The 23672-nt window shown below is 37.7% G+C and carries 28 protein-coding genes and 3 pseudogenes; 19 read left to right on the plus strand and 12 right to left on the minus strand.

Features of this window, described 5'->3' with window-relative positions:
* Positions 1–12 precede the first annotated feature (12 nt).
* The 16 genes from korA to O9A_RS00905 all read left to right on the plus strand — a co-directional run bounded on the left by korA (position 13) and on the right by O9A_RS00905 (position 12066).
* Complete coding sequence (gene korA / locus O9A_RS00830) at positions 13–288, plus strand: KorA family transcriptional regulator (protein ID WP_034457854.1); 276 nt, start codon at positions 13–15, stop codon at positions 286–288.
* Positions 275–592, plus strand: a complete 318-nt coding sequence (gene trwL, locus O9A_RS00835; protein ID WP_034457856.1) for a VirB2 family type IV secretion system major pilin TrwL — start codon at positions 275–277, stop codon at positions 590–592. Before korA ends, trwL (O9A_RS00835) begins: the two co-directional genes overlap by 14 nt.
* Positions 593–708: 116 nt before the next feature.
* The gene (gene trwL, locus O9A_RS00840; RefSeq protein ID WP_034457858.1) at positions 709–1026 is read left to right on the plus strand and encodes a VirB2 family type IV secretion system major pilin TrwL; all 318 of its coding nucleotides are present in this window, start codon (positions 709–711) and stop codon (positions 1024–1026) included.
* 129 nt (positions 1027–1155) lie between these two features.
* Positions 1156–1467, plus strand: coding sequence for a VirB2 family type IV secretion system major pilin TrwL (gene trwL, locus O9A_RS00845; RefSeq protein WP_034457860.1), 312 nt, complete (start codon positions 1156–1158; stop codon positions 1465–1467).
* 107 nt (positions 1468–1574) lie between these two features.
* Positions 1575–1889 carry a VirB2 family type IV secretion system major pilin TrwL gene (trwL, locus tag O9A_RS00850; RefSeq protein ID WP_034457862.1) on the plus strand — a complete coding sequence of 105 codons (315 nt, stop codon included), beginning with the start codon at positions 1575–1577 and terminating at the stop codon, positions 1887–1889.
* Between the two features lie 156 nt (positions 1890–2045).
* Positions 2046–2357 (plus strand): hypothetical protein, encoded by a 312-nt coding sequence (locus O9A_RS00855; RefSeq protein WP_034457864.1) that lies wholly within the window; start codon positions 2046–2048, stop codon positions 2355–2357.
* Positions 2358–2369: 12 nt separating this feature from the next.
* Positions 2370–2678, plus strand: coding sequence for a VirB3 family type IV secretion system protein TrwM (gene trwM, locus O9A_RS00860; protein ID WP_034457866.1), 309 nt, complete (start codon positions 2370–2372; stop codon positions 2676–2678).
* 2 nt (positions 2679–2680) lie between these two features.
* Positions 2681–5152, plus strand: coding sequence for a VirB4 family type IV secretion/conjugal transfer ATPase (locus tag O9A_RS00865; protein ID WP_034457867.1), 2472 nt, complete (start codon positions 2681–2683; stop codon positions 5150–5152).
* On the plus strand, positions 5149–5937 hold the full coding sequence (locus tag O9A_RS00870) for a TrbJ/VirB5 family protein (RefSeq protein ID WP_034457869.1): 789 nt from the start codon (positions 5149–5151) through the stop codon (positions 5935–5937). Before O9A_RS00865 ends, O9A_RS00870 begins: the two co-directional genes overlap by 4 nt.
* A gap of 233 nt (positions 5938–6170) precedes the next feature.
* Positions 6171–7055 carry a TrbL/VirB6 family protein gene (locus O9A_RS00875; RefSeq protein ID WP_034457871.1) on the plus strand — a complete coding sequence of 295 codons (885 nt, stop codon included), beginning with the start codon at positions 6171–6173 and terminating at the stop codon, positions 7053–7055.
* Positions 7056–7228: 173 nt separating this feature from the next.
* Positions 7229–7375, plus strand: a complete 147-nt coding sequence (locus O9A_RS00880; protein ID WP_034457874.1) for a TrwH protein — start codon at positions 7229–7231, stop codon at positions 7373–7375.
* On the plus strand, positions 7372–8070 hold the full coding sequence (trwG, locus tag O9A_RS00885; RefSeq protein ID WP_034457876.1) for a type IV secrection system protein TrwG: 699 nt from the start codon (positions 7372–7374) through the stop codon (positions 8068–8070). Before O9A_RS00880 ends, trwG begins: the two co-directional genes overlap by 4 nt.
* 13 nt (positions 8071–8083) lie before the next feature.
* Positions 8084–8890, plus strand: coding sequence for a P-type conjugative transfer protein VirB9 (gene virB9, locus O9A_RS00890; protein WP_034457878.1), 807 nt, complete (start codon positions 8084–8086; stop codon positions 8888–8890).
* Positions 8890–10077: a type IV secretion system protein VirB10 gene (virB10, locus tag O9A_RS00895; protein WP_034457881.1), complete on the plus strand. Its 1188-nt coding sequence runs from the start codon at positions 8890–8892 to the stop codon at positions 10075–10077. Before virB9 ends, virB10 begins: the two co-directional genes overlap by 1 nt.
* Entirely contained in the window at positions 10049–11113 is a 1065-nt protein-coding gene (virB11, locus tag O9A_RS00900) for a P-type DNA transfer ATPase VirB11 (RefSeq protein ID WP_195890910.1), read from the plus strand. The genes virB10 and virB11 overlap by 29 nt, the downstream gene beginning before the upstream one ends.
* 647 nt (positions 11114–11760) lie before the next feature.
* Positions 11761–12066, plus strand: a complete 306-nt coding sequence (locus O9A_RS00905; RefSeq protein ID WP_034457885.1) for a BrnA antitoxin family protein — start codon at positions 11761–11763, stop codon at positions 12064–12066.
* A gap of 201 nt (positions 12067–12267) precedes the next feature.
* On the opposite strand, the gene O9A_RS07340 is transcribed toward O9A_RS00905, so the two are convergent.
* Positions 12268–12450 carry a hypothetical protein gene (locus O9A_RS07340; protein ID WP_051665522.1) on the minus strand — a complete coding sequence of 61 codons (183 nt, stop codon included), beginning with the start codon at positions 12448–12450 and terminating at the stop codon, positions 12268–12270.
* Positions 12451–13142: 692 nt separating this feature from the next.
* Between O9A_RS07340 and O9A_RS08175 the strand changes: the two genes are divergently transcribed.
* Complete coding sequence (locus O9A_RS08175) at positions 13143–13226, plus strand: type II toxin-antitoxin system RelE/ParE family toxin (RefSeq protein ID WP_245262484.1); 84 nt, start codon at positions 13143–13145, stop codon at positions 13224–13226.
* 16 nt (positions 13227–13242) lie between these two features.
* Entirely contained in the window at positions 13243–13518 is a 276-nt protein-coding gene (locus O9A_RS00920) for a HigA family addiction module antitoxin (protein WP_034457888.1), read from the plus strand.
* Positions 13519–13665: 147 nt separating this feature from the next.
* Here the strand turns inward: O9A_RS00920 and O9A_RS08180 are convergent.
* The 8 genes and pseudogenes from O9A_RS08180 to O9A_RS00940 form a co-directional block, all read right to left on the minus strand.
* Positions 13666–14149 (minus strand): annotated as a pseudogene (locus O9A_RS08180) (hypothetical protein).
* Positions 14150–14226: 77 nt separating this feature from the next.
* Positions 14227–14544 carry a hypothetical protein gene (locus O9A_RS00925; RefSeq protein ID WP_195890911.1) on the minus strand — a complete coding sequence of 106 codons (318 nt, stop codon included), beginning with the start codon at positions 14542–14544 and terminating at the stop codon, positions 14227–14229.
* A gap of 249 nt (positions 14545–14793) precedes the next feature.
* On the minus strand, positions 14794–14967 hold the full coding sequence (locus O9A_RS08185; protein WP_245262463.1) for a hypothetical protein: 174 nt from the start codon (positions 14965–14967) through the stop codon (positions 14794–14796).
* 19 nt (positions 14968–14986) lie between these two features.
* Positions 14987–15220, minus strand: a complete 234-nt coding sequence (locus tag O9A_RS08190; protein ID WP_245262464.1) for a hypothetical protein — start codon at positions 15218–15220, stop codon at positions 14987–14989.
* 644 nt (positions 15221–15864) lie between these two features.
* Positions 15865–16113 carry a hypothetical protein gene (locus O9A_RS07345; protein WP_051665524.1) on the minus strand — a complete coding sequence of 83 codons (249 nt, stop codon included), beginning with the start codon at positions 16111–16113 and terminating at the stop codon, positions 15865–15867.
* 109 nt (positions 16114–16222) lie between these two features.
* Positions 16223–16360, minus strand: coding sequence for a hypothetical protein (locus O9A_RS07910; RefSeq protein WP_154656358.1), 138 nt, complete (start codon positions 16358–16360; stop codon positions 16223–16225).
* Positions 16350–16815, minus strand: a pseudogene (locus O9A_RS08195) (hypothetical protein). The gene O9A_RS07910 and the pseudogene O9A_RS08195 overlap by 11 nt, the downstream one beginning before the upstream one ends.
* Before the next feature lie 214 nt (positions 16816–17029).
* Positions 17030–17326 carry a hypothetical protein gene (locus O9A_RS00940; RefSeq protein WP_034457890.1) on the minus strand — a complete coding sequence of 99 codons (297 nt, stop codon included), beginning with the start codon at positions 17324–17326 and terminating at the stop codon, positions 17030–17032.
* Positions 17327–17962: 636 nt separating this feature from the next.
* Here O9A_RS00940 and O9A_RS00950 point away from each other — a divergent pair.
* Positions 17963–18571, plus strand: a pseudogene (locus O9A_RS00950) (lambda exonuclease family protein).
* 2066 nt (positions 18572–20637) lie between these two features.
* Here O9A_RS00950 and O9A_RS00960 read toward each other — a convergent pair.
* From O9A_RS00960 to sdhD, 3 genes are read right to left on the minus strand one after another with little or no spacing between them, the layout of a single operon-like run.
* Positions 20638–21417, minus strand: coding sequence for a succinate dehydrogenase iron-sulfur subunit (locus O9A_RS00960; protein WP_034457892.1), 780 nt, complete (start codon positions 21415–21417; stop codon positions 20638–20640).
* Positions 21418–21431: 14 nt separating this feature from the next.
* Positions 21432–23276 carry a succinate dehydrogenase flavoprotein subunit gene (gene sdhA / locus O9A_RS00965; RefSeq protein WP_034457895.1) on the minus strand — a complete coding sequence of 615 codons (1845 nt, stop codon included), beginning with the start codon at positions 23274–23276 and terminating at the stop codon, positions 21432–21434.
* A 5-nt stretch (positions 23277–23281) separates the two neighbouring features.
* Positions 23282–23668, minus strand: a complete 387-nt coding sequence (sdhD, locus tag O9A_RS00970; protein ID WP_034457897.1) for a succinate dehydrogenase, hydrophobic membrane anchor protein — start codon at positions 23666–23668, stop codon at positions 23282–23284.
* Positions 23669–23672: the final 4 nt, after the last annotated feature.

A 23672-nucleotide genomic window follows, 5' to 3' on the forward strand; every position in this document is an offset into this window, starting at 1 on the left:
TGAGGGCCTAAAATGAAAATGATAGAACAAAATAGTGTTGACATAGCATTTAACCAAAAAGCAGCGCGTGAAATTACAGTCGTAATGCGTTCAAAAAGAGAGTGGTATTTTACATTTGTGGCAGATGATCCAATAACTGGAAAGCCGAATGAATATGCACTTCTTACACAAAGAGGGAAATTAAGAACTTGGGCTGATCCTAAATATCTCTTTAAATTTCTTCATGAAAGAGGTGTTAGTTATGGAAAATTCAATCTTAATCAGGATAAACAAAATGAAACGATTTAATATTCTTCAAACAGCAGTTAATAATAAAATTATTGCAACTGTTGTAGCTTTCACCGTATTTCTTATGACGCATCCTATTTGTGCTCAAGCAAAAGGTTTAAAAAATGCAGGGGAGGTTTTAAAAAAACTCCAGGAAGAATTGAAGGTGATTATCCCTATTGTCGCTGCGATTATACTTTTATGCTTAGCGATTGGTTACGCGGGGCGTTATATAGAAAAAGATACATTTGTAAGGTGGTCAGTTGGTGTTATTATTGCTGGTTCAGCAACCGAACTTGTTACGATGTTATTTAAGTCTAGTTAAAGTAAACTGTAAATAAAATACAACGCAAAATAGATTTTACTTATTGGTTATAGATAAATTGGTAATAATATCACTAACATTAAAAAGTAAAAATAAAACCTTTTAGAGAATAGAAAATGAAACAATTAAGTAAATCCAAATCAAAAAATCGAATTCGAATTATTGCAGTTTCTGCAGCTGTAACTGTATTTTTTGTAGCGCATTCTGTATGTGCTCAAGCGCAAGTTTTAAATAAAGCTAAAGGTGCTTTAGAAGCTTTGCAAACAGATCTCATTAATCACATTATTCCTATTGCTGCTGCCCTCATACTCTTGTGTCTAGCAATTGGTTATGCTGGACGTTACATCGGAAAAGATACTTTTGTACGGTGGGCGATTGGCGTTGTTATCGCCGGCTCAGCGACTCAACTTGTTACAATGTTATTTAAGCCATAACGAAGTTAAATATAAAATATTATTTTAACAAAATGGATTTTACTTATCTATTATAGATAGACTGATGATAGTATTGTCACTTAAAAGAGCAACGCACAACATTCATAAGACCTCCTAAGAGAATAGAAAATGAGACAATTAAATAGTTTTAAATTAAAAAATAATAATCGAGTCATTGCAATTTCCGCAGTTATAACCGCGTTTTTCATGGCTTATCCTGTACATTCCCAAGCGCAAGTTTTAACTAAAGCTAAAGGTGCTTTAGATGCTTTACAGAAAGATCTTGTTGGTTACATTATTCCTGTTGCTGCTGCTATCATACTTTTGTGTTTAGCAATTGGTTATGCTGGACGTTACATCGGAAAAGATACTTTTGTACGGTGGGCAATCGGTGTTGTCATCGCTGGTTCAGCAACTGAACTTGTCGCAATGTTATTCTAATCATAAATTTTAACATAAAACGCTTTTCTTCAAGAAAAGTCCGTGCAAAGTAATAACCTATATTGCAAAGACATGGACATTATTAAAGCTTTAATTAAGGGAATAAAATGAAACAATTCAATAATTTTAAATTAAAAAATAATAATCGAGTCATTGTAATTTCCGCAGCTATAACCACGTTTTTTATGACTCATCCTGTATATGCCCAGAAGACTTTGGCCAATGCTAAAAAAGCTTTAGAAACTTTACAGAAAGATCTTATTAGTCACATTATTCCTGTTGCTGCCGCTGTCATACTTTTGTGTTTAGCAATTGGCTATGCTGGGCGTTACATCGAAAAAGATACCTTTATACGGTGGGCAATTGGTGTCGTCGTTGCTGGTTCAGCAACCCAACTCGCCAATATGTTGTTCATCACTTAATAATATTTCTTATGAACGTAATATAGCTCAAGATATTTCTTTCTTTCAAAATGAAGCTCTTATCCATCAGTTTTAGATAGAGCAGTGGTGCTTTTTACTTATGCTACAAATCAAGGGGGATTGTTTATGATAACTTTAACCGTAAGGAGGAAAAATATGGAAAGCTCAAATACTCTTCGAACAAAAGCTGTTAAAAAAATTAGTCTTGTTTTTGCAGCTTTGATTGTGTTCTTAACAACTCACCCTGGCTGTGCCCAAACAACAAGTAAGGGTTTAGATGTCCTCATAGGTATGCAGTATGGATTAGGTATCATTATTCCCATTTTTTCTGCCATCATTCTTTTCTTTCTCTTGCTTATTTATGTGTGCCGCCTCATCTCAAAGGTTACATTTGCACGATGGGCGTTCAGTGTCGTCATTGCTGGTGCAGCGTTTTATATTAGCAGCATATTGTTTTACATAAACTAATCGGAGCAACTTATGAAACCACAAAAACACGAAGCATTTCCTTTATTCAAGGGAGCAACACGTGTTCCAACAATTTGGGGGGTACCAATGATGCCCCTGATCGTTATGGCTATAAGTGTGGCTGTTATTGCTATGACAGTAAACATCTTCTTGTGGCTTATAGCGCCTCCTTTGTGGTTTGTTATGGCACAAATTACCAAGAATGATGATAAGGCATTCCGTATCTGGTGGTTATGGATCGATACTAAATTTCGCAACCGCAACAAGAGCTTTTGGGGCGCATCAAGTTACAGTCCCTCTAACTACCGCAAAAGGAGATAAACATGACGGCTGTTGAAAACAGCAAACGCCTCGCGTCAGAAACACCAGTAAGCTTGTTCATACCCTATTCACATCATATTACAGACACGATTATCTCTACCAAAAACGCGGAGTATTTATCGATCTGGAAGATTGATGGGCGTTCGCATCAAAGCGCTTCAGAAGAGGATATTTTTCAATGGACTAGAGAGCTAAATAATACCTTGCGTGGTATTGCATCAGCCAATTTATCGCTGTGGACACATATTGTGCGCCGTCGTGTTTATGAATATCCCGATTCAACATTTGATAAAATGTTTTGCTACCAACTTGATGAAAAATACCGGCAAAGTTTCACTGGTTATAATCTGATGGTCAATGATCTGTATCTGACCGTTGTTTTCCAGCCAATAGCTGATAAGGTTATGTCATTTTTTTCTCAGCATGAACGTGAAACGCTTGATCAAAAAAAGATGCGGCAAGAATCATGTATCAAAGCTCTCAATGACATCAACCGTACCTTAGGTCAGTCGTTTAAACGTTACGGTGGAGAGCTTCTTGGTACGTATGAAAAAAATGGTCATGCTTATTCTTCTGCCCTTGAATTTTTGGCAATGCTTATCAATGGCGAATACTCCCCTATGCCGATATGTCGCGATCGCTTTGCTGACTATATGTCTATCAATCGGCCTTTTTTCTCAAAATGGGGGGCACTCGGTGAACTACGGACAACCAGTGGAATACGCCGATTTGGAATGATGGAAATCAAAGAATATGACACGACAACTAAACCGGGGCAATTTAATGTTCTGTTGGAAAGTGATTTTGAATTTGTGTTAACACAGAGTTTTTCTGTACTCTCGCGCCACGCTGCCAAAGATTATTTGCAGCGGCATCAGCGTAATCTTATTGATGCTCGTGATGTAGCAACAAGTCAAATTGAGCAAATTGACGAAGCACTTAATCAGCTTATAAGTGGACATTTTGTCATGGGTGAGCACCATTGTACACTGACCATCTACGGTGATATAGTTCAACAAGTTCGTGACTATATGGCAAAAGCGAATGCTGCACTATTAGAAGTTGCAGTATTACCAAAACCTGTAGATTTGGCTATAGAGGCTGGCTATTGGGCACAACTTCCCGCAAATTGGAAATGGCGACCACGTCCTGCACCAATTACGTCACTGAATTTTTTATCCTTCTCATCCTTTCACAATTTTATGTCAGGCAAGCCGACTGGAAATCCATGGGGACCAGCAGTGACAATTCTTAAAACAACAAGTAAAACGCCGCTTTATTTCAATTTTCATGCCTCCAAACTTGAAGAGGATGCGACAGATAAGCGGTTACTTGGTAATACGGCAATCATTGGACAGTCTGGTTCTGGTAAAACCGTGCTGCTTGGATTTTTGTTAGCACAAGCACAAAAATTCAAACCGACAACTGTTGTTTTTGATAAAGATCGTGGCATGGAAATTGCTATTCGAGCAATGGGGGGGCGGTATCTAACGTTCAAGCCTGGTCGTTCGAGTGGTTTCAATCCATTTCAACTTCCACCGACACAAGATAATCTCACTTTTCTTAAACAATTTGTTAAAAAGTTGGCAGAAGCTAGTGGTGAAATTACACATCGCGATGAGGAAGAGATTAACCAAGCTGTTATGTCCATTATGAGTAGCAACATTGACTCATCATTGCGTCGGTTGTCTTTTTTGCTGCAATTCTTACCAAATCCGCGTTTGAGTAATTATGATTCACATCCATCTGTTCACAGCCGCTTGATAAAATGGTGCGACGGTGGTGATTATGGATGGTTATTTGATAACCCCACTGATGCACTTGATCTCTCAACACATCAAATTTATGGCTTCGATATCACTGAATTTTTGGATAATCCAGACACTCGTACTCCAGTGATGATGTATTTGCTCTATCGCACGGAAGGAATGATCAGTGGGCAAAGGTTTATGTATATCTTTGACGAGTTCTGGAAACCATTGCAAGATCCGTATTTTGAAGATTTAGCAAAAAACAAACAAAAAACTATTCGTAAACAAAATGGTATTTTTGTTTTTGCGACACAAGAGCCTACTGATGCGCTAGAGAGTAATATTGCCAAAACATTGATTCAGCAATGTGCAACTTATATTTTTTTAGCCAATCCCAAGGCAAATTATGAAGACTATACAGAAGGCTTCAAACTAACAGATGCAGAATTTGAATTAATCAAAGGAATTGGCGAATTTAGTCGTCAATTCCTTATCAAGCAAGGTGATCAATCTGCTCTTGCAGAACTTAATCTCGGTAGATTCCATATGACAATTGATGGAAAAACTGTCGAACAAAACTTCAGCGATGAACTTTTGGTTTTATCAGGTACACCTGACAATGCAGAACTGGTTGAAACCATTATCACTGAAGTGGGAGACGATCCAGCGATATGGCTACCGGTTTTTTTACAACATGTAAAAACTAACAGGAGGACAACATGAAAAAAATGATTTTTACAATAACGATAAGTGCAATTCTTGCAACACAAAGCCCAGCTCTTGGATTTTCTCTTGGGAGTTCTTGGATTAATGGAAATTTTTCTAGTATAATCCGTTTGGGAAATACTTGGGATTATAAAGATTTTACTACCATTGGAGGGCTTAATCTTCATAAATTGCGACATGCAGAAAAAATGGAAGAGGAATTACGAAAGCTATTTATAGAACACGAAAAGAATCAGAAGCAAAAGGACTTGAAAATAACCAACGATATACTTGAAAAAATATATAAGTCTATAACAGGAAAACGAAATTTGAACATTGCAGCAGTAGATTCCACCAGTTTTTTTCTCAAAAACCCACAGTATATCTACGATCCGGATAAAAATTCTGGTATGTCTTCATCAGTCAAAAGCATTCTACAAAAGGAACAAATTTCTGATATCCGTGAAGCTCGAAAATCTATTGAAGGACGCGAACAATACGCAACGGTTGTCGATAAAGCCGTAAGTTTCCAAACTTTTCAAGAAGCAGAAAATCGTTTTGAACAAATTGCAAAAATGTTAGCCGGCGTCGAAAAAACAAAAGATCTGAAAGATATTGCCGAATTACAAGCGCATATTAAAAGTAAATTAGCTATGATCCAAAACGAGAGTGCAAAATTGCAAATGGTTGCGCATCTACGCAACGCAGAACAAGGACTTATCAACCAACAAAAACACAAACGCAATATGAAAATTCTTGATAGTAAAAATACAGCAATGCCAACTATACGGTCTATACGGTAGAGTTTTTATGAAAAAATTATCTATTATAAATCTTCTTTGTTTGTAAAAATAAAAGTTGGTGCATAATTTCCGTGTGATCTCACCAATCAGGGAAGGTGCACGGAAATCTGTTGCGTCATAAAACACTTCTAATGAAGAAATATTCGCAGCAAATTGCACCAAATATAAATCAACTCCCATCTATGAATGCCCTAAGCTGATAGAAAACTAAAAATCGGGTAAAGAGGAATGCCATGGACTTCAAAATGTTCACGCAACTTGTCAGTGAAATTGATCAGTCAACAAAAACATATGTCACGGATATTTCCTCAAAAGCCATCGTTACAATTACACCCTTTGTATCAATCGGCCTCTCCATCGCTTTTATCGTCTATGGATGGCTCATCATGCGAGGAGCAATAGAAATGCCCCTCGCAGGTTTCTTAAGCCGATGCCTGCGGATCAGTATTATTACTTCAATTGCTCTCACAGCAGGACTTTATCAAACAGAAATCGTAAATCTGATAATAGAAATGCCTAATGACTTATCGGCTGCACTGGTAAGCAATGCGCAAAAAAATAACGAATTAACCAGCTTGATTGATAAAGTGGCTACTAAAGGGTTCGAATGTGCAAGCAAAGCTTTCGAGGAAGCTGCTTTCTTAGATGCTGATGGACTGCTCTACGGCCTCTTCGGTATTCTCATTTTACTTGCAACAAGCTTCCTAGCTGCAATCGGTGGTGCATTCATTTTGCTGGCAAAAATCGCACTTGTACTTCTCGTCGGACTCGGGCCCTTTTTCATTATCACCTTGCTCTGGCAACCAACCTATCGCTTTTTTGAGCAATGGATAACTCAAATCCTGAACTATACAATTCTTGTTGTCCTCTTAGCCACCATATTCAGTTTGATGATGAATATCTTTTCAAATTACATGAGTGATCTGGAATTTGATGGTCAGCAAAATGTCGGTTACACACTTGGCGGTGCGCTTATCCTCTCCATTATTTTCATTGTGCTGTTGCTCAAATTGTCAAGCATTGCCAATACTTTGGCAAAAGGCATTACTTTCAGACATCTCTGGAACCCAAGTGCAGGAGAAAGAAAGGCCTCACAGGGCAATCGCACAATTAAATAACAAATGACCTATAAATACCATAAAGGATATCTGCACTATCAAATCATTTGCCTAAATAAAAAACAAAATCGTAAAAATAAAGACACTCATAGGCCATATACTTTATAATCAAAATTGAAATAATGATAAAAAAGTGTTAGATTAAATTTAAAAGTTGAGTAAGGAATGGTACAATGAAATCAGTCATTTTTGTAATTTTGATTGCTGGGCTTTTATCGGCTTGCGGTACGTTCGCTCCAAAGCCAAAACAACCCAATAATTGGAATCGTGTGCCTATTAACAAAACAGTCCCTACCGAAATTCAGCGAGGAGCAATATGACAACAAAACAAGTAAAACCAATAAAAGCCGAACGACTGAACAGGTATTATGAGGAAAGCCTCGGCTTGGAACGTGAACTCATTAGTGAATTTATAAAATCGCGCAAAATAGCGTGGCGAATAGCTGGTGTTGTTGGAATTTTTGGGTTATTCGGCATGATATGCGGGGTCATCGGCTTTTCTCAACCAGCTCCCACTCCCTTAGTGTTACGCGTTGATAATACAACTGGTGCAGTTGATGTTATTTCTGTGATGCGCGAACATGAAACTAGCTATGGTGAGGTTGTGGATAGGTACTGGCTTAATCAGTATGTGCTTAACCGCGAAACTTATGACTATGATACTATTCAGCTAAACTATGATACTGCAGCACTTTTAAGTGCACCAAATGTTCAGCAGGAATTTTACAAAATCTATGAGGGTGAAAATGCACGTGACCAAGTGCTTTCCAACAAAGCACGAATTATAGTCAAAGTGCGCTCGATTCAACCAAATGGTCTTGGTCAAGCAACCGTGCGTTTTACAACGCAACAATACAATAGTAACGGTACAGCTGAAGCAAAACAGCACCAAATTGCAACAATTGGCTACACCTATGTTGGTGCACCAATGAAATCATCTGATCGATTACTTAATCCCCTTGGTTTCCAAGTTACAAGTTACCGCGCTGACCCGGAAATACTTTTGAATAATTAAGGGATTGATTATTATGAAAAAACTTGCGTTTATTGCTCTTCTATCCTTATTTTCCTTCTTTTATACGCTACCCGTGCAAGCACTCAAAACTCCATCGAGTTCAGAATATGATCATCGTATTCGCTATGTAACATATAACGTAGCTGATGTGATTCAGATTGAAACCGTTATAGGTGTGGCCACTCATATCATTCTTGAAGAAGGTGAGCGCTATATTACTCACGCCTTTGGTGATTCTGAAGCCTATGCTTTTGCACATAAAGGACGCCATATCTTTATTAAACCAAAAGCAGAATTTGCTAATACAAACCTCATCGTTGTTACTGATAAGCGTAGCTACAAATTCCGACTACAGTTTCGCAATGACCGTGCTGGAGCAACCTACGAATTAGCTTTCCATTATCCAGATACAAATACCCAAAATTTAGAGGAAAACAGACAACGCCTTGCTATTGAACGTGGTTTTTATCAAAGCGTAAACGGTTATAACCTTAGCTACACCATGAGTGGTAACCAAGATATTGCCCCGATAAACGCTTGGGACAATGGACGTATTACCTATTTCAAATTTCCAGCAAACATGGATATACCCTCAATTTATCTTGTAGATGCCGAAGGAAACGAAAGCCTAATATCTCGTACTGTTGTAGGCAATTCAAATGATATCATCGCTGTTCATAAGGTCAACCCTAAGTGGCTCATACGGCTTGGCAAACGCGCTTTAGCTGTTTTCAATGAAGCCTATGACCCCAATGGTATACCAAACACAACTGGAACAATATCCTCGGTGGTTCACCGCATAAATAAAGGAGGCAAATGATGTTTGGCAATAAGAAAGGAGATGAAATCAATAAAGGTGCAGAGCAAAACTACGCCGAGCAAAAACATGAAAAAAACTACTCCAAATATATTGAAGGTGCATATGGCAGCTCCGAATTAGCTTCAGAGCGCCGTCCTACAGTCCCCGGTGCACGTACATTGTTAATAGTAGGACTCATCGTCATAGTAGCAGTACCAATTGCTCTGTCTTGGAAGGCTTTTAAAATGCGCAATACTGTAAACGTTGAGGAAGAAAAGCCTCAACAGACGGTACAACAAATTATACCAAGCTATACCCCTCGTGTTATAGAGGAACCGAAAGTAATAGAAGAATCAGAAAAACCAACACAAACAGAAGAGCTAACGCAATCCATTCCACCAGCCTTAGCACAACTTCTTCAAACAACGATGCCACCACATTTGATGCAAGATTCTGAAGAATTGGCACGCAAGCGTATGTTGAATTCCGGTCTTAACAACGGTGGTAGTAGTGAAAGCTCTGCAGAACATCCAAAAGGCAATATATCCGGCAATGAAAAAAATAATGGTGTATTATTCGATCAACTCCAGCCTGTACGATTAGGTCAATCCTATGCGGCTCAACTCCATAACCGTGATCTATTAATTACGCAAGGAACACAGATAGATTGCACACTGGAAACAAAGATCGTTACATCTCAGCCAGGAATGACAACGTGTTATTTAACACGGGATGTTTATTCTACAAGTGGTCGCGTTATTTTGCTAGACCGTGGTTCCAAAGTCGTTGGTTTCTATCAAAGCGGCATACAACAAGGACAAACACGTGTTTTTGTGCAATGGTCGCGTGTTGAAACACCTTCTGGTGTCATCATAAATCTTGACTCCCCTGGTACAGGCCCCCTTGGTGAAGCTGGTATCGGTGGTTGGGTTGATACACATTTTTGGCAACGATTTAGTGGCGCGATTATGGTGAGCATTATTGGTAATTTGGGAGAATGGGTGAAAAGCAAAATTAATTATGGAAATAAGGAAAAATCATCGTCTCAAAATGCACCACAACAAAATCCTGAGTTGATAATTAACGAAGTTATTCAAAACTCTATCAATATTCCGCCAACACTTTACAAAAATCAAGGCGAGCGGATAAATATTTTTATTGCTCGTGATCTGGATTTCAGTGATGTCTACAGCCTCGTTACACGTTAACCCCATACAAAAAGATCAAGCAGTTGCACAGCTTCTACAACCACTTGATCCTTTCTTGAAAGATCCTAAAATTATTGAATTATCAATTGGTCACCCCTGTGAAGTGTGGACAAAAAGCTTAGAGGGTTGGCAGGTACATAGTGTACCAGAGCTGTCAAGTTCTTTTTTGCAAACGCTTATCACCGCCATTATTGTTTATAATGGGATGGTTCCGAAAAGCATCAATTATGTGCGCTTACCCGGCGGACAACGTGGTACAATTGTGCAAACACCAGCTGTCATTGAAGGCACCTTATCCTTTATGATTCGGAAGCATTCACTCACAGTAAAAACGCTAGAGGAACTTAACAAAGAAGATGCATTCAATCACTTTACCGACGTGAGTTTCAATAAACCTTCAGAAAAAGAAGCAAACAACTTACTATCGAAACAGGATTTTACACGATTGGAGCCATTTGAAATTGAACTCTTGCAATTCAAACGTGAGAGAAAAATTCTTGAATTTTTAGAAAAATGTGTATTGTATAAACGCAACATCATTATTGCAGGAAAAACAGGATCAGGTAAAACGACATTTGCTCGTTCTTTAATCGAAAAGGTGCCTGTAGAAGAGCGTATTATTACAATTGAAGACGTTCATGAGCTTTTTTTACCAAATCATCCAAACCATGTGCATATGATTTATGGTGACAATGTGGGTCGTGTTTCCGCTGAAGAATGTTTAGATGCATGTATGCGTCAATCGCCTGACCGTATTTTTCTCGCTGAACTGCGTGGTAATGAAGCGTGGGAATATCTCAATTCATTGAACACCGGCCATCCTGGATCAATTACCACAACACATGCTAACAATGCTTTACAAACATTTGAACGCTGTGCCACATTGATTAAAAGATCAGAAGTTGGCCGTTTGCTCGATATAGAGATGATAAGGATGGTACTCTACAGAACAATTGATGTGGTGTTATTCTTTAAGGATAGAAAACTTTCTGAAATTTTTTACGATCCGATTTTTTCTAAATCAAAGATAGCTTAAACCAAGCTATTATCTTAGCAGTACCGGAAATTTCAAAAAAACCGCAAGACTTCTTTGCGGTTTTTTTAGTAAAACCTTTGAAATAAACTTTTCCCTTCGCTTACCTCTCTGGTGAAGCTTTCGTACTCTTGTAACAAAGAGTTAAAAGGGAGATGGGAATAGCCTCACCTGAAACAGGCCAGACAAAAAATTCTTATTGTTTTCAATTTTATTAATCACTTCTTTAAAAAGTATTATCATTATAATATCACTTGACAAACTGTTAACCAAAAAGTCGTGCTTTTACATTGTTTCATGTACAGAAACATGAATATTTCAGTGTTTATTTAAAACTCTTGATATACATACATAAATGTATTAACATAAGACATGAAAATAAGATTTGAATGGGATCAGACTAAAGCGAAAAGCACTCTAAGAAAGCATTGTGTAAGTTTTGAAGTAGCTGTTCGCATTTTTGCGAAGGTGTTTGTTATGGTGAGACAAAATCACATTGAAAATGGAGAATATCGTTAGCAAGCTTTGGGACTCGTGGATGGCTTCTTGTTACTGCTTGTAACTCATGTTGTCTGTAACAGTATAGAGGGAAAAGAAATAATCCTTAATTATTTCAGCGCGACGTGCCAACTTGAAAGAGAAAAAACGTTATGAAGAAGAAAGTTCGTTATGAGATTGATATAAATAATTTATCGCCCTTAACTGATATACAGAGGAGTGAAATTGATCAACTAACTGCAATACCGGATAGCGCAATTGATCACCGCGACATTCCATCACTTAATGATGCATTCTGGAAAAATGCTGTTCGCAACCCATTTTACAAACCAACTAAGACTGTCACAACTATACGTGTGGATTCAGACGTGCTAGCGTGGCTTAAGAGTCAGGGTAAAGGTTACCAAACTCGGATCAACGCTATTTTACGTGATGCTATGCTCCGTTCAATGCAATGAATGATCTCTTCTTAGATGCTTGATAGCAAAAAAAGCGCCCCCCACGTCTGTTATTTACTTCATGATCTTAACAATATGACCACCCTTATAAACTCCATAGGTTTCTTCCACAAACCCTTACATAACCAGCAATTGTAGCTTTATCATAAACGTTGTTGGTACGGCTATAAACCATAGCAGAGCTCCTAACCGTAGGTACCATTATAAAACCTTAGCACTGTCATAAACACGAGCACAATCAAACACGCGTGCATTATCATAAACCCAGCAATTGCCCTGATGAGAAAGATTGCTTTCCTTTTCAATAAAGCCCCCAAGGTCACCAGTCTTAACATCAGTAAAATCTCTAATGGCTTGAATGCGTTGTAAAATATGACCAATCATGCATTCTGTCTCATCTGTTAATCATATTTTTGCAGGCTCTTGTTTTTGAAGCTTAGTATTATCATTACTAGATGCATTGCTATTATTAATGGAAGGAGAAATATTTTGTAATTGTACATTAGATTTCACGCGAAATCTCCTTTAGGTAATAATGTTTTGAAATTAACACCAATAAGAGCGCAGGGTGTTCAAAACACGGCCTAAAGTCCGTTGCTACACTTTTCCCATGAAGAGTACTTGTATGGCCGTAACTGCATCCGACAAAATTCTTATATGCTAACAAAAGCGTACAAGATAGTTAGTATTTAAAAGACTTTGGAAAGACTGTTTCGTAGCCTATCTGCTTTAGGATTAGTGTTTTGATCACTTATTGATTCGCATAACAGCATGTCTCAAAAATGTCAAACGGATTTCGATAATTTTTTTACTCTTTCTATCATTTTTACATAGCTCATTGATAAATAATCGATTGACATAAATGCATGGTATATCGTATCAGATACCAATACAGCAATCATTAGTTTTAAACATAAAAAGCTAAAATTATTCTTCGAAAAAGGAATACAAGTTGCACATGTTAAAAAATTAGCAAATATTTTGGTAATTTTAGATACAATATCTGCTCCTTAACAAATGACAATTAGATCTACCGTCTCTATGCACTTACAAGAGATTTAAAGGATTATTGGTCAATGCGTGTCAATGCAAATTGGTGTGTTACTCTTCGTTTTATTGGAACTGATGTTGAACTTTTTGATTACCAAGATTACCATTAATTTTTGAGGTGTTATTATGATGTACAATCCTCCACATCCTGGTGGTATTTTGAAAGAAGAATTGCTTGATGAATTAGGATTAACAATAACAGAGGCTGCCAATCGCCTTGGTATTGCGCGTTTAACTCTATCGCGGGTTTTAAACTGTCATGCAGCAATCAGTATTAACCTTGCTTTACGCTTAGAAAAGGCTGGTTTAAATGATGCGGAATTTTGGCTTAAATTGCAACAAAAGCATGATCTATGGCAAGCTCGGCATAACAACCCAATTCCACATATTTCACCTTTATAACAAGCAGGTCATCTTTAGAAATGAAAACGAGCTTGACCCTTTTTCCGTTTAGAAAACTGTTCTCTGAAGCTAAATGTTTTCACCAATGAATGTTAAGAAGATACAACACCGCTTAATCTAAACAGCCTTATAAAATCAGAAATTTCACTACGACTTTTTAGTGGAAAACTGTAGCGTGTAAATAGATATATTTATTAAACTGCGTGTACGCAACATAAGAAAAAATACACAGACTAAAAAAGAGTACCAAAGTACGATATCTAATGAAAAAGAAAACTTGTGCTCCAAGTACTTAAAAATGATAGGTAAAGAGACAGTTTCTTTATAACTATTTGGGAAAATTAAAACTACAAGCGCTAAAATTATGAGCTTTAAGAATCTGTGCATATACTGTTGTAAATCACGTGTTAGTCTCTCCCAACCTGTTGTATCTCCACGTTTATATTTTTGGTTATTCTGCAGCTCAGAAAGAATATGGGAACTACAAAAATTGCAAAAATAGTTGTTACTATTACCAAAGAAATAGACGCGAATGCCAAAATACTCTGAATAAAGTTAAGATTTTTTTATTCCTAAAAAACATAAAAGTTATAACGCCAAACAAGGCTCTCATCTGCTTATCTGTAAACATATTCATTTCCTGTGGAAAAATTATGATCTCAATTTCTTAAATTATTTTCTGAGAAAATCTAAAATCATAACACTCAATTAAAGAGCACTGAGTGCTAACAATACGGTGCTTAGTTCCTCATTATGCTTTCCCAATATCAAGCCGGTTTTCGATAGCTTTTTAATTTCTCTGTTGACCTCATCTATGAGAGATTCGTAATTCAACATGCTTCTTGGCAAATTACCTCCATAAAGCCATGCTTCCACCTCTGCTTTAGTACTGTAACATACATTCTCAGGCTGATCATAATATTGTCCACCATCAAACTCCCCATACTTTCTAAAGCCATCTAGATATTCATACAGATTGTAAAAATACTCTGCTACTCCCACTCCCCATGGCGCATGACCTACCACTGTTGCAACAAATTTCTTGTGTATTTTTTTGCATTGGCTGTTTACTTTTTTTTAAGAACAGATATTTAAAAGTGCATGTGGTTGTTCTCTGATTTTAGATGGGCTTAATTGCCAAAAAGTTGACTGTATAGAGCTATTTTATCTAACATGTGTTTTTTCACCAAAGAACTCTAATTGCTCTGTACGGTCTTTTTTATCGATTTAAATGTATATCTAATTCGATAGTCTCATCAAAAATGGAAATTTCCTCTATTTTGCTACCACTTCAATCTTCTTCACACTTCCTCCAATGCCCTTTAAAATTTTTTCCAATTCTTTCTTTTGAACAAGCGTGACTGGTCGTGAGTTTTCCCTCATCGCTTTGTCTTTCATCCTTTTTTCACGGCTATTCAAAACAGCTTTGCGTACAGGATTGGTTTTCATCAAAAGATTATTTTCCAAATCACGACACAACCTCACAAGTGCACGCGAACTTGGAAAAAAACGTATCCGATAAACCCTCTATCTTATCATATAAAATCCGTCTAACCGTTGTTATCAGTGACGATGCTGAGATGTTTTCCAAAACTTTTCCATAGGTAAGCGCTATCCCCTCATGATCTGCCTGTTGAAATAGTTTCAAACCACATGACAGCATACGAATGGCTTTTGCGATATCTTCTTTTCCTGCTTTCACTGCAAACAGCTCTTGGCAATTGATCAAAAGCCTGTAAAGCAATCATTTACTGCTGTTTCGTTAATTGGCTGCCATCCTTCAAAACAAAAGGGAACTTCGGTACTATCATCTCGTGAATGTACTTTAAAGTAACCGCGATTTCCGATATCAAGGATACTGTCTGCGATACGTTCACCAATGCTTGTTTGCTTTTGAGGATAATTTCCATAATTACCACCTAACTTATTGATTTGATAATTTCTTATCCAATATCGCCATGCCGCTTGTCAGTCACGCCTTATAGCATTTTTTCCTGCATAGGCTTTTCAAAAATCTCGAAACTTTGCAATCTCGACTTTAATACGCTCTAAAGGAAAGCCCTCTTCGATTGCGAAATCGTAATCAGTTCGAAATCCTCAGATAATCGACAGCCTTGATCCGCTTTCGCTTGTTTTGCTTTTTGGGAAATGCTTTTTTGCTTGTGAATGGGAAGTTGATTTTCTGCTGCAGTTTCGATTTGCTCTGATTGGTTTTCAAGACCATGAACCTTTGGTTACTCGTCAACTAAATCGGTTGTTTCTAAATTTTTAAAATCAGTTTCTTTTTTTGCTAATACGATAGTGTTAGTTTTTTTATTATTATTAATGTTAGTGGTACTGTTTATGTTATATATAGGCATCTTTAAGCATATCATAAGCATCATACTTAACAACTTTAGCATCATTTTTAGCAAAGTTTTCACGATTTTCAGGGGCTTTAGCATCATCACAAACATCTTTTTTATGTTTTTCCCATCTTGCCTGTACTGCTTTGGAAGCTCTTTCCGATAATCTTTTTGACCGAGATGCTTTTGAAACCTTCTCTAAATTCTCACTACAGTCATTGAATTCTTCTTCAACTTTTAAACTCCACAAACGACCATTTTCTAAACGTATGATCTTCTCATCACGTAATAAGAAATTTAATGCGTTTTTTTAAACTCTCACAGAACAGCCAGCCCGTCGTACTAATTTGGGAGCATCTTCAAATAAGAGAGAAACGTTCTTCACACATACATAAAACAAGAGACATATAAAGACCTTTTTCCATTATGCTCATGCCACTAACATCAACAATCCATTGGGATGAAAAAAGCCTCATCCAAAGCAATTTAATTGACATACCTGATCTCCTTCCCTTTCACTAGGTGTAAAACTACCAAAGCATCGGCTTCATTATCATCTTTAAGTGCATGCTCTTTAATGCACACACCGCTTTAATCATTTCTTATTTTGAGGCATTCCCCTTCCCTGTTGTCTCTTTCTTAATCGTACTAACAGAGACGCCTTCATATATAGTATCTTATGATGTTCACACCACACCACTAAGATTACTAATAAACTACCAACGATACGAAGCTTCGGTACCAATGCAACGCTTCACCTCCTCAAAATACACTACGTTAATTGAATCTGCTGTCATCCGTATTTTTGCAAGCCATTCTAAAAGCGTAAATAACGCATCCCACCACCATCAAAGCGACGAAGTTGAAAATTTAACGATACCACTCATGATGTGACCATTCACACCACATACGTCGTACCTAGATCAAAACAGAGAATCGTGTTAGTTGTCAAATCATCCCTAAAAACGATTAAATCTGTTTTTGGGATATAGTGTATCAGTCATTTTTCTTCCTAAACACATCTTCTAAATCCCAGATCGTCTGGTTTTTCTACTTGCCTCGTCCCTAAGCTCTTATATCAGTTTAAAAAAGTAATAAACTCCATAAAGCAGATACAGATTAGTAGTTATGGAAAAAAGTGTTTTGTACTTATCTTTAGCTTCCCACTAACTTTTCCTCTTATGAAAGTTTTCCTTAGCTTCTTCCTCGAGATGCTTAAGATTTTGTTGTAGTTTTTCAATTTCCTCGTCACGTGCTTTAATCTCCGCATCATATTTTTTAAGATCCGCTGCACATTGATCAATAATCGCCTTAGTTTCTATTAAAACCTCACGCTTTCTATCTTCGAGTTTTCCTGTAAGATTTTTAGCCTGATTTCGATAATACAAAGCAAACTGAAACATAACCCCGCTAAACAGCAACAACACAACCAAAATTATCAATAAAATTTCATTCCAACTCATTTGATTTGAATCTCCATTTATTTCTTAGGGTGGTCATCATGACCAATCTGTTTAGCTTTGTATTCCATCAAAAAAAGAAGGCAACAAGCCGCATAGGCTAAGTATGATAAATCATTCTTAACATCTTTATCTTCTCCACCAGCCCTGATAATGATGCAAAACAGCCCCATGAAAACAGCTCTAATCCATCCCCTTATGCCAATTGTTTGCTCAGTATTTCTTTGCACGAAACTCTAGAACACGACCAATTTCAATCAAAGCTAACGGCCGGATGAGATCAAAACGAGCTTTACCTGCATCATTTTTGCTTGTTTCTTTTGCACCATCTTGTAACTTCTTATATGGATAATCATTTTTTACAGCTATGATTATTTTCCTTAAGTCTGTAAAGTTTCAGTATGCACACACGCAGCATGAACACCAGAACTTTCTACGAAGAAAGTGACATTATCGACTTTATCAACGATAACCGATAATGCTTTTCAAATTTTGTGCATCGAACCAAAAACTAATCGTTGTGAAGATATCGCAAAAATTCTACCTTTGAAAATGGGAAGGTGAATACTGTGACAGCATCATACATCACGACTTTATTAAACAGAGTGCAGCATATGATTTTTTTTTAGACGAAATCGAATAGCAGAGTGGTTTCAAACACGATTAGGAAAAGTTACCGCTTCAAACATTTACAACGTTATTAATAAAACAGCAAAAAGGGAACACCTACAAGCAAATATGAGGAGCACAAAATCAAACTCATCACTAAACGCTTAACTGACGAAACAAGCCTTTACTATAAAACTGAAGATATGAGATGGACTGTTGAACATGAAGATGATACCTTGCAAAAATATGAGTTCATTTATGATACCAATGTCACAAGGTGTAGATTTATCCAACACCCAACAATTGAAATGACGGGAGCAAGTCATGATGGGTTTATTGGTGAGGACAGTTAAGTCAAGTATCCGTAATCAAGCAACCTATCTGCGTTTTTTTATGGATAGCAATATCAAACCAGAATATAGTACACAAATACAATTTCAAATGGCATGTACAGGACGCAAATGGTGTGATTTTGTAAGCTATGATCCACACTTCACAAGGCAATCATCTCACCTACGCATGAGAATCAAACGCGTGCACCCGAATAAAAAACAAAATGAAAAGATTAACAAAGCTGTTGAAACTTTTTTAGCGGAAATAGAAGAAAAGGTAAAACAGATCTTGGTAAAAGCCGCTTAACACTATGGGGGTGCGTGATAGCCTCCAAACACTCCTATCCTTTCAGAACAACTTTCAATACATGTGTGATTCACACTACGAGTGCATTACATCTAGATGTAAAGAGAAAAGACATAACACCTCATCCAGCTACCATAACACAATTAGCAATTGCGCAAGCTTGAAGAGAAGCAAAAAAACAAGAATGTGAATTAATAGGAATCAAATCCACGGGTGCACTTTTTATCTACCTTAAATCCGACATCTCAATACAAAACTCAGCTAGTTATCATAATAAATTATTAGATTTGTCAAAGAATAAATATTACAAAGCGTTATTCTTTAAGATGGAAAATTGCCATACTCAACCTCCACCCTCCTTATTTCGTCAAAGAAATTACACGCCATGGTAAGATTAGCGAATTGGTCATGGAGCACGTATAAGAATCCGTATAATCTATGGAATGCAAGAATTTGTTGATAATTACAAAAGCGCACTTGCCGAATTACAAAGCATCAACCTCCTAAACCCAAACCCAGTAAACTGATTGAAGATTCATTTGCATAGCTTCTTAAACAATATTTTAATAGCGTTAATTGATACAACCTTGCTAAAATTACAAAAAGATAGAGAAAACTTTATTCTGATGAAAGTTTCCGACACCATAAACAACGTTTCATACAAAAAAATAAAGAAATCACATATACAGCAGGTGTTGCGTAAAGAAATACCCTCAGTTGCTCAAAATTTTCTGAAAGCACTCAACAGACTTTTAAATTGAACAGGGACTTTTGGAAAGTAACCCAGCATTAGAATTCAAAAAAACAAATCTCAAAAATAAAGATTTTCCCGGCCTGGACAGAAAAAGACATAGAGAAATATTATCAAAAATAGTTTCATGGGATACATGAACGTATCTGGATTGATGTACTTCTATATACAAAATTGCGTTGTTTTGATGCAGTTTGCGTTAGCTATAGAGACGTCAAAGATAGTATCATGCATCTCAAAACAGAGAAAAGTAAATTCCAAACAAATGTCTTTCTTCCTATTTTACCGAAATTAGTAGCAAGACGTTCTGTCAATTTAGGAGCAACATTATCAGCAACTTTTAGCTGAACAGAAGAAAAATGGCATTTCTTTACACGAAGAGCGCAAACCTTAGAAGACTAACTCTTGAAGCAATAAACAAACTACAAAAAAACAAGGGATAGAAACAAAAAAACTTTATAATATCAATATCACTATAAATTTCCCTCATATTTGTTTAACTTACTCATTTTTTTAATAAATTAATCTGTTCAGAAGTGCTATGTTCTATCTGCATGCCATTCTGTTATAATTTTTGACCAAACAATTCATGCAATTGATTAAAACAGATAGTTCAATGCATTATATTGAGTGCGCGGAGAGAGAGCACATGCCAATCCAACAACTGATAGCAGAGCAGCTTAACACATTTATCCACCTTATTGATTGATTTGCAAATCCCATACACGCCCCATTTTTAGTAACAAAACTATCATCTGAGAACGTTTCGGCTCAATTTTACGACTCCATCATATGCCAATCTCACTCTATAGTTTCTTTCTCAACTTAACTTTGCATAATGGGAAATTTCGCAATAAATTCTATCTCTCACGTTAAGAAATAAAATATAAGAATTTTCTATTGTTCAGAAAAACCTGTTAGCCTATATGTAGGCAAGCAATCGAGTCAAAAACATAACGAAAGTTATATCTTAAACAACAGTAAGCATTTCTCTTTTTCCCAGCTGAAAGAAGATAAAATAGGTAGTCATACAACTCCAGTAAAATGAAGCATAATTTTTATGACAGGGGAATATGTCTAGGAACACTAAACTGCTGCAACCTCTCACATACATTCAAGCGACCTCCCTCTTCATCAGCTCTCTCTTTTGTCTAAAAAGATGTTGTTTTTTTTAACACTGTAATAACCACATCTTAATCCTCATAAGAATCAACAAATTTTGAGAGATTAAGATCCATACACCATTAAGAATACAAAAAATACAGAGGAGTCCTATAGCCCCCTTACTTTATCCTCCTCATTAACCGGTTAATTTTTAAAGGCGACGCTCAACCATGAGTTTTTTGATCTCAGCAATTGCCTTTGCTGGATTTAAGCCTTTTGGACAAGTTTGTGTACAATTCATAATCGTATGACACCGATAAAGGCGAAAAGGATCTTCTAAATTATCAAGACGCTCACCGCACATCTCATCACGTGAATCAGCGATCCAACGGTAAGCCTGGAGCAAAATAGCTGGCCCCAAATAACGATCACCATTCCACCAATAGCTTGGACATGATGTCTGACAACAGGCACACAAAATGCACTCATAAAGACCATCTATTTTTTGGCGATCTGAATGACTTTGTAACCACTCTTTTGCAGGTTCAGGAGAGACGGTTTGCAACCAAGGCTCAATCACACGATGCTGCGCATAAAAGCGCTTCAAATCAGGAACCAAATCTTTAACAACCGGCATGGAAGGCAAAGGATACACTTTAATGGGGTGCTTTACATCATCCATCCCTTTGGTACAAGCCAGCGTATTTGTTCCATCAATATTCATTGCACAGGAACCACAGATACCTTCACGACACGATCGACGAAGTGTCAAAGTTGAATCAATATGATTCTTAATAAATAATAGCCCATCAAGAATCATCGGACCACAAGCCGAACGATCAACATAATAGGTATCCAGATGAGGATTTTCCTCATCATCAGGCGACCAACGGTAAACATGAAACTCGGTAAGTTGCGTAGCACCTTTAGGCTTAGGCCAAACCTTTCCCGGTTTTATTTGTGAGTTTTTGGGAAGCTTAATTTGTACCATAATTCATTCTCCCCTTAGTAAACACGTTTTTTAGGTGCAATACGTTTTAAGTCTATACCACCATCTGCTTCAGATGTTAAGGGATCAACATGGACAGGTCGATAGGATAAAGTTACCTTACCATCTTTTGACAAATGCGAAAGTGTATGTTTACGCCAATTTACGTCATCACGCTCTGGATAATCTTCACGCGCATGTGCCCCTCGACTTTCTAAACGCGCCTCTGCAGAATAAACAGTGGTGATTGCATTGGCCATCAAATTCTCAAGTTCTAATGTCTCAACCAAATCAGAATTCCATATCAGAGAGTGATCTGTGACTTTGAGATCAGCCAATTCACCCCAGATTTGACTTATGCGTTGGCATCCTTGTTGCAAAGAATCTTCTGTACGGAAAACAGCAGCATCTTCCTGCATAGTACGTTGCATTTTTTCACGCAATACAGCGGTTGGTATTGCCCCTTGCGCAAAGCGTAAACGGTCAAAACGTGCCATAATTTCATCAACAGCCACCTCATTAAGAGGTGGAATTCCCGCATTTCGATCAATCACTTCACCGGCACGAATTGCAGCGGCACGACCAAATACGACAAGATCAATCAATGAATTTGACCCCAAACGATTAGCACCATGAACAGAAGCACAACCGGCTTCCCCCACGGCCATCAAACCCGGTTGAACACGATCAGGCGAATCAGCCGTTGGATTGAGAACTTCTCCATAGTAATTTGTGGGAATACCGCCCATGTTATAATGAACCGTTGGCAGGATGGGAATAGGTTCTTTTGTCACATCAACCCCTGCAAAAATGCGTGCGGATTCAGAAATCCCCGGTAAGCGCTCATGCAAAATAGCAGGATCAATATGGTTGAGAACCAAATGGATATGATCTTTTCTTGGACCAACACCACGCCCTTCACGAATTTCAAGGGTTATACAGCGTGAAACCAAATCACGTGAAGCTAAATCCTTAAAGGAAGGGGCATAGCGCTCCATAAAGCGCTCGCCCTCAGAATTGATCAAATAGCCCCCTTCGCCACGAGCTCCTTCTGTAATTAAACAGCCAGAACCATAAATCCCTGTAGGATGGAATTGAACAAACTCCATATCCTGTAGTGGCAATCCAGCACGAGCGATCATTCCCCCACCATCCCCTGTACAGGTATGCGCTGATGTCGCCGAAAAATAAGCACGTCCATAGCCACCAGTTGCGAGAACAACCATCTTTGCAGCAAAACGGTGCATAACACCATCATCAAGATTCCAGGCAACAACCCCGGTACACACACCATTGGTCATAATCAAATCAAGCGCAAAATATTCAATAAAGAACTGCGCATTATGCTTTAAACTCTGTCCATAAAGCGTATGCAAAATGGCATGCCCGGTGCGATCAGCCGCAGCACAAGTACGCTGTACAGGTGGGCCTTCACCAAACTGTGTTGTATGTCCACCAAAGGGACGCTGATAAATTTTTCCTTCTTGCGTCCGTGAAAAAGGAACCCCATAATGTTCTAATTCGTAGACAGCAGCAGGTGCATTACGCACCAAATATTCCATTGCATCGGTATCACCCAACCAATCAGATCCCTTTACCGTATCATACAAATGCCATTGCCAATTATCAGGTCCCATATTGGAAAGTGAGGCTGCAATGCCACCTTGTGCAGCAACCGTGTGCGACCTGGTTGGAAAAACCTTTGTGATGCAGGCTGTTTTTAATCCCTGCTCTGCCATACCAAGCGTAGCACGCAAACCAGCCCCACCTGCTCCAACAACAACAACATCGAATTTATGATCTACAGTGCAATACGGGGCATTGCCTGCTCTAGCGCCTAGAGATGATCCTGTGCTCACCATATCCTTTAACCCCCTAATGCAATTTTCAAAAGAGCAAAAATGATAACCCCTCCCAAAACAAAACAAAACAAAACATTTAAGACTAAAAAGAGTATCCGTAAACCTTCACGGGGAATATAATCTTCAATAACCACCTGCATTCCAAGTTTCATATGATAAAGGAGTGAAAGAGTAAGCAATCCCATTAAAATAGTGACAACAGGATGTGCAAGTCGAGCACGTACAATGCTGTAATCTTTTCCAACAAGCGAGAGGATAAGAACAATAAAAAATATCAAAAGTGGCAGATTTATAAAACCTGTTAAACGCTGTAGCCAAAAATGCTCTGTTCCTTCATGTGCGCTTCCCCGCCCGCGGACTTTTCCAAGTTCGGTTCGAAAATCCTTTTTCATATCT

Origin of the sequence: Bartonella koehlerae C-29 (assembly GCF_000706625.1) — a bacterium.
Taxonomy (GTDB): Bacteria; Pseudomonadota; Alphaproteobacteria; order Rhizobiales; family Rhizobiaceae; genus Bartonella; species Bartonella koehlerae.

Coding starts and splice junctions, on each gene's coding strand:
- O9A_RS00875 (WP_034457871.1), top strand. CDS start 6,171: ATGGACTTCAAAATGTTCACGCAACTTGTCAGTGAAATTGATCAGTCA.
- trwM (WP_034457866.1), top strand. CDS start 2,370: ATGAAACCACAAAAACACGAAGCATTTCCTTTATTCAAGGGAGCAACA.
- O9A_RS00920 (WP_034457888.1), top strand. CDS start 13,243: ATGATGTACAATCCTCCACATCCTGGTGGTATTTTGAAAGAAGAATTG.
- sdhD (WP_034457897.1), bottom strand. CDS start 23,668: ATGAAAAAGGATTTTCGAACCGAACTTGGAAAAGTCCGCGGGCGGGGA.
- trwL (WP_034457862.1), top strand. CDS start 1,575: ATGAAACAATTCAATAATTTTAAATTAAAAAATAATAATCGAGTCATT.
- O9A_RS00870 (WP_034457869.1), top strand. CDS start 5,149: ATGAAAAAAATGATTTTTACAATAACGATAAGTGCAATTCTTGCAACA.
- virB9 (WP_034457878.1), top strand. CDS start 8,084: ATGAAAAAACTTGCGTTTATTGCTCTTCTATCCTTATTTTCCTTCTTT.
- sdhA (WP_034457895.1), bottom strand. CDS start 23,276: ATGGTGAGCACAGGATCATCTCTAGGCGCTAGAGCAGGCAATGCCCCG.
- trwG (WP_034457876.1), top strand. CDS start 7,372: ATGACAACAAAACAAGTAAAACCAATAAAAGCCGAACGACTGAACAGG.
- O9A_RS00880 (WP_034457874.1), top strand. CDS start 7,229: ATGAAATCAGTCATTTTTGTAATTTTGATTGCTGGGCTTTTATCGGCT.
- O9A_RS08185 (WP_245262463.1), bottom strand. CDS start 14,967: ATGAAAACCAATCCTGTACGCAAAGCTGTTTTGAATAGCCGTGAAAAA.
- trwL (WP_034457860.1), top strand. CDS start 1,156: ATGAGACAATTAAATAGTTTTAAATTAAAAAATAATAATCGAGTCATT.
- O9A_RS00905 (WP_034457885.1), top strand. CDS start 11,761: ATGAAGAAGAAAGTTCGTTATGAGATTGATATAAATAATTTATCGCCC.
- O9A_RS07910 (WP_154656358.1), bottom strand. CDS start 16,360: ATGTCAATTAAATTGCTTTGGATGAGGCTTTTTTCATCCCAATGGATT.
- virB10 (WP_034457881.1), top strand. CDS start 8,890: ATGTTTGGCAATAAGAAAGGAGATGAAATCAATAAAGGTGCAGAGCAA.
- O9A_RS08175 (WP_245262484.1), top strand. CDS start 13,143: ATGCGTGTCAATGCAAATTGGTGTGTTACTCTTCGTTTTATTGGAACT.
- O9A_RS07340 (WP_051665522.1), bottom strand. CDS start 12,450: ATGATTGGTCATATTTTACAACGCATTCAAGCCATTAGAGATTTTACT.
- korA (WP_034457854.1), top strand. CDS start 13: ATGAAAATGATAGAACAAAATAGTGTTGACATAGCATTTAACCAAAAA.
- O9A_RS00855 (WP_034457864.1), top strand. CDS start 2,046: ATGGAAAGCTCAAATACTCTTCGAACAAAAGCTGTTAAAAAAATTAGT.
- O9A_RS00940 (WP_034457890.1), bottom strand. CDS start 17,326: ATGAGTTGGAATGAAATTTTATTGATAATTTTGGTTGTGTTGTTGCTG.
- trwL (WP_034457856.1), top strand. CDS start 275: ATGAAACGATTTAATATTCTTCAAACAGCAGTTAATAATAAAATTATT.
- trwL (WP_034457858.1), top strand. CDS start 709: ATGAAACAATTAAGTAAATCCAAATCAAAAAATCGAATTCGAATTATT.
- O9A_RS00865 (WP_034457867.1), top strand. CDS start 2,681: ATGACGGCTGTTGAAAACAGCAAACGCCTCGCGTCAGAAACACCAGTA.
- O9A_RS00960 (WP_034457892.1), bottom strand. CDS start 21,417: ATGGTACAAATTAAGCTTCCCAAAAACTCACAAATAAAACCGGGAAAG.